Raw genomic sequence first — 5,086 nt, 5'->3', positions numbered from 1 at the left:
CCATCCACAGCTCTAAGATCTTTATGGTAGAGTTGTCGAAGTCTGTGCTTAATCCAGCTAAAAGATCAGGAGGAACTATAACAGACCTTATACTATCAGATTGCAGGTCTACAGCGGCTAAATCCAATGCTATCGGTACTTGTCGTGTACCAATAGTGAATTCGGCCTTGAGGTTTTCATACACAGCGTTACCAGAGGCATCTCTAACGTTATACATCACTGATACCTTATCTCCACAGCGTGACACGGTGATTGGTTTCTTATAGTCGTAATCTGTTCTTACCTTATCAAAAACCATAAAACGCTCTAAAGCGCTTGCAGTAGGCTCTGAGGAGTCTATTGATGTCAAATTAACATAGTAGCTGCGAGCATCTTCATCATTGTTAAGAGTTACCACTCGACTACCATTAGCACGCATGCCAATCATACCTTGGTTAAGTGCAGACACTTCATGTGTTCCAAGCTGAAAGTTGACATATGATACACTGTTCTTGACTTTTTCCGCTAATTCTGCTGGAGACAGGGTGCCAATTTTCTCCTGATCTGAGGCTGATGATTGTATCACCATAGCAGTGACCACCTGACCGCATACTGCCGAGGATCCGTTGCCTTCCTGCATATCATTAAAAGAGAAACTTACTTTCGGTGGTAACTTAAGTGTCAAATTCTTGAAGTAGTCCTCGAGGCCTTGATCTTTTATGTACTGGTCTATTCGTGCTTCTAATATGGGACGTATTAATGAAGCGCCTAACCGGTATCCCAGGCTATTTGAGTTCTCCATACTAAGGGAATAAGGCTTATCGGCATTATAGCGTGCCTCATTCTCTGTGAGAAATACGGAAACCACTCTTAGTACAAGAAATAGTGCAGAAACCACTACAGCAATCTTGAGCACCCAGCATGTAATTTTTTTCATAAGTCACAAATTTCTTATAAACGTAACAAGTTCCTTCAACACTGAGGTATCTTCATCAATTCTTTTTAGATACTCCTCGCTCTGATGTAACAAATAGTCTATGTATTCAAGCGTCTTTTCCCTGCCTAATATACGAGCAATGTTCAGGCAGCTATCATCTTCATTTATATCACATAAATCGTCCTTAGCTTGAAATGCACATCCCAATGCCTCCCCATAGGATGCCAATGCTTGTTGTTTGGCAGTAGAAATCCCAGCTAGTATTGCTCCAGATTCACATGTAGCAGAGAATAACCGAGCTGTCTTCAATTTGTGAATCTGCTTTACAGCCTCCAATGAGGGCTCCAAATTTCCCATATCAAGCGCCTGTCCTGCAACCATACCACGGTGTCCGCAGGCATCGGAAATAACTCTGATTATAGCGCACTTAACAGTGCAGCTTTCATCCATAGAAGACAATAACTTAAACGCTAACGTCAGCAAAGCGTCTCCTGTGAGGAGCGCTAACGCTTCACCATGCTCTATATGACAACTATTCTTACCTCTCCTAGTAGGCGCATTATCCATATATGGTAAGTCATCATGTACAAGGGAGTAAGAGTGAAGCACCTCAATTGCAAGGCACAGGGACAAAGTTCTCTCTACACTTACACCAAAGGTTTGAGCAACGGAACTTGCAAGGAAGGCGCGTAGACACTTACCTGGAGGGAGTATACAATAGACGATTGCGTCTACCAAGCCTGCAGCAGGCCCCCCAATGATCTGCGTTTCAATGAGTTTTGTAAGCTCTTTTCCTACCAAATTAGAGAAGTTTTTCACGCGTTCCTTTATGTGGCAACGCATCATTACACAATCCTCACCCATAAGAGACAACTAATATACAGCAGTTTGTTAGTATTACCAGGTTTTTACGCGTTAGTCATATCAGCAAAAATTATTCTAGGGCTCTACTGATAGTTTTGTGTCTCGAATATTTTTCTCTTTTCAAGATGTGTCATTATCTGCTAAGTTGTGCCGGATTTGTGTTCCTGAATCAGCACAGTGTGATGGGTTTTATTTGGGTGCAGGATTTGTTGTTGCGCTGTGAAAAAAGTAGCAGGAATTTTGTTTGACTGTAACGGCATTGCTGAATATATTTGTGGTAGTTATGACTCCTTCGTCTAGTGGTCTAGGACCCCACCCTTTCACGGTGGTAACGCGGGTTCGACTCCCGTGGGAGTCACTCCTTAAACCGTGCCAGCTCAAGAGTGCGCGTGGGTTGTTTCCGTTTACATTTTTTTTCTCTTGTGGTTTGTCGTCAGGGGTGGATTGACTTGTGCCTTTTTTTCTATGCATACTGTATATCGTGCTAAATTTCTGATATAGATACTGTATGTGTTATACGAAGGAGTTGAGACCCAGGTTTTGTCTCAGTGATAGTGGTAGTTGGGGTATATAACGTGTCGCAGATTGTTATAGATTACACTCGTGATGATAACCTTACTAATTTTGGCAAGGCTGTTTTGTCAGATCGGTATTTATTAGAGAAGGAAGATTATCAGCAGCTTTTTGTGCGGGTGGCACAGTATTACTCGGATGATAGCCAGCATGCTCAGAGGTTATACGATTACATGAGTAAGCTTTGGTTTATGCCGGCCACTCCGATATTGAGTAATGGTGGCACTAGTAGGGGGTTGCCTATATCGTGCTTCTTGAATGAGACAGAAGACAGTCTTGCGGGAATATTGAATTTATGGAACGAGAATGTGTGGTTGGCCTCTCGCGGTGGTGGAATAGGCAGCTATTGGGGTAATTTGCGTTCTATAGGTGAAAGAGTTCGGGGAAGTGGTAAGACTTCGGGTATAATTCCTTTCATCGTTGTACAGAACGCGTTAACCCTTGCTATTAGCCAGGGTTCTTTGCGCCGTGGTAGTTCGGCCGTATACCTTCCTGTATGGCATCCTGAGATAGAAGAATTCTTGGATATAAGACGACCCACAGGTGGAGATCCCAATAGAAAGGCTTTGAATATTCATCACGGTGTGTTGTTGTCTGATGAATTTATGGAAGCCGTGGAGCATGATAAGACGTGGGATCTGCTTAGTCCTAAGGATAAGTGTGTGATTTCCACGGTAAAAGCTAGGGATTTGTGGATTAAGATATTGACGACTAGGGTAGAGACTGGAGAGCCGTACATAATTTTTGTAGATGCAGTTAATAGATGTAAGCCTGAGATATACAAAAAGCTAGGCTTGGACGTGAAGATGTCGAACCTATGTACGGAGATTACTCTTACTACGGGTGAAGATCATTTAAAGAAATCCAGGACGGCGGTGTGTTGCTTATCTTCGCTGAACCTTGAATACTATGATATGTGGTGTGGCAATCCTCAGTTTATAGAGGATGTTATGCGGTTTTTGGATAATGTACTAACGGATTTTGTGCAGAAAGCGCCTACAGAGCTGGAGAGAGCTAAGTATTCTGCGATGCGGGAGCGTAGTATTGGCATAGGTGTGATGGGCTTTCACTCGTTTCTACAGAGCAAACTGGTACCTTTTGAGTCTTTTGCTGCAACTATGTGGAATAAGAAGATCTTTTCGTATTTAAAAAGCCAGGCTGATGCCGTTTCACGCAAATTGGCTTTTGAAAAGGGAGCGTGTCCTGATGCTCAAGACGCAAATGAGATGGAGAGGTTTGTGCACAAACTTTCTGTGGCGCCTACCGCGTCTATATCTATCATAGCTGGTAACACTTCGCCTGGTATAGAGCCGTATGCAGCCAATGTGTTTACCCATAAAACTCTGACTGGTTCGTTCATAGTACGCAATAAGTTTTTACAGGAATTACTGAAATCTAAGGGTAAAGATGATGACCAGGTTTGGTCGTCTATATCCACAAATGAAGGGTCTGTGCAGCATTTAGACTTTCTTACTGACCATGAGAAGCTTGTTTTTAAGACGGCGTACGAGTTGGATCAGCGTTGGGTTATAGAGCATAGTGGTGATAGGACGCCATATATATGTCAGGCGCAGTCGGTGAACATATTTCTTCCGGCGGGTGTACACAAGAGATATCTGCATAAAGTGCATTTCTTAGCGTGGAAGAAGGGTCTGAAGAGCTTGTATTATATGAGGTCTAAGTCAGTTCAAAGGGCAGATAAGGTTTCTCATGAAGTTAATGGAGCTGTAGCGGTAGTGCCTCGTAAGCAGATCACTAATTTCAGCTACGATGAGTGCTTATCCTGTCAGTAACGCCGGGGATGTCGCGTGAAGAGCAGTGACGGAAGACGAGTGGGAACGAATAACTGTAACTGTATTTACGGCTATAAGGTAATGCTGTGTGAGAGTATTAGGGAGCTTTTCTCGGCGTTGGAACCTGGCAGAAGAATTCTAGGTATAGATTTTGGGGAAAGGAAAATAGGGTTGGCGTTGAGTGATCCTACATACCTTATAGCCATGCCACACAGCGTATATCATAGACGTAACATGCGTCAGGATCTAGGCGAGCTGAGTTCTATCTTGCGTTCTGAAGATGCGGGTGTTGTGGTTATAGGAAATCCGCTGCAATCAGATGGTTTGGAAGGGGAAATGTGTCAGATTGTGCGTGCATTTGCCCAGAAGTTAATTAAGAAGTCAGGGGTAAGCATATATCTTCACGATGAGCGGTATACTACTGCCATGGCTAGTAGGGCAACGCGTGAAGCAGGTTTGCGCCGGAAGGAGTCTCAAAAGATAGATGATAAGATATCTGCGGCATTGGTTCTGCAACAGGTATTAGATATTGCGAGAGCAGAGGGTATACAGGCCATGGGTGGTAATAATAGTTGTCTGTGATCGTACGGCATTAGACTATGTACTGATACACATTTGGCGCATGTTGGGGTGCGCAGTATGGAAGGGGTTATTTCCGCCATCATGGAGACCTTTTACGCATTCTGGTACCGCGTTGAACTCTTATAATTTAGCCCTGCAGCAGGCCTTATATGGTGCAATAGTGGGAAGAGCAGGTGATCAGAACCTCGATTGTAGAGTTTTGCAGCATTAGACTGTGTGTCGGACACTAGTCACATATTCAGTACGTTACAGCATGCACCATAGGGGAGATATTGTTTCTAATACTCTTTGATGAACTATAAGCACATGCTGCACGGAAATGTTGCAACACGTTCTGATGTGAAATGGTATTGTGCTT

Annotated in this window: 5 protein-coding genes and 1 tRNA gene; 4 read left to right on the top strand and 2 right to left on the bottom strand. The window is 43.5% G+C overall.

Annotated features, from left to right (window positions below; translation table 11 throughout):
* Together KPX09_RS04270 and KPX09_RS04265 are read right to left on the bottom strand one after the other, a co-directional pair.
* Positions 1–916: FKBP-type peptidyl-prolyl cis-trans isomerase (locus tag KPX09_RS04270; protein WP_249549143.1), on the bottom strand; the 916-nt coding region annotated here is incomplete at its 3' end.
* A 3-nt stretch (positions 917–919) separates the two neighbouring features.
* The gene (locus tag KPX09_RS04265; RefSeq protein ID WP_249549142.1) at positions 920–1,780 is read right to left on the bottom strand and encodes a polyprenyl synthetase family protein; all 861 of its coding nucleotides are present in this window, start codon (positions 1,778–1,780) and stop codon (positions 920–922) included.
* Positions 1,781–1,877: 97 nt separating this feature from the next.
* Between KPX09_RS04265 and KPX09_RS05640 the strand changes: the two genes are divergently transcribed.
* The 4 genes from KPX09_RS05640 to ruvX all read left to right on the top strand — a co-directional run bounded on the left by KPX09_RS05640 (position 1,878) and on the right by ruvX (position 4,728).
* Positions 1,878–2,003 (top strand): hypothetical protein, encoded by a 126-nt coding sequence (locus tag KPX09_RS05640; protein WP_275973655.1) that lies wholly within the window; start codon positions 1,878–1,880, stop codon positions 2,001–2,003.
* A gap of 62 nt (positions 2,004–2,065) precedes the next feature.
* Positions 2,066–2,138: transfer RNA gene (locus tag KPX09_RS04260), tRNA-Glu, on the top strand.
* A 217-nt stretch (positions 2,139–2,355) separates the two neighbouring features.
* On the top strand, positions 2,356–4,146 hold the full coding sequence (locus tag KPX09_RS04255; RefSeq protein ID WP_249549141.1) for a ribonucleoside-diphosphate reductase subunit alpha: 1,791 nt from the start codon (positions 2,356–2,358) through the stop codon (positions 4,144–4,146).
* 81 nt (positions 4,147–4,227) lie between these two features.
* Positions 4,228–4,728 carry a Holliday junction resolvase RuvX gene (gene ruvX / locus KPX09_RS04250; RefSeq protein ID WP_249549144.1) on the top strand — a complete coding sequence of 167 codons (501 nt, stop codon included), beginning with the start codon at positions 4,228–4,230 and terminating at the stop codon, positions 4,726–4,728.
* Positions 4,729–5,086 lie beyond the last annotated feature (358 nt).

Origin of the sequence: Anaplasma phagocytophilum (assembly GCF_023476575.1) — a bacterium.
Classification (GTDB): domain Bacteria; phylum Pseudomonadota; class Alphaproteobacteria; order Rickettsiales; family Anaplasmataceae; genus Anaplasma; species Anaplasma phagocytophilum_A.
Note: the sequence above shows the minus strand (reverse complement) of the source record. Positions and strands in the feature narration are given on the sequence as shown.

Excerpts from the sequence above, each read along its gene's own strand:
- ruvX (WP_249549144.1), top strand. The coding sequence starts at position 4,228 with ATGCTGTGTGAGAGTATTAGGGAGCTTTTCTCGGCGTTGGAACCTGGC.
- KPX09_RS04265 (WP_249549142.1), bottom strand. The coding sequence starts at position 1,780 with ATGGGTGAGGATTGTGTAATGATGCGTTGCCACATAAAGGAACGCGTG.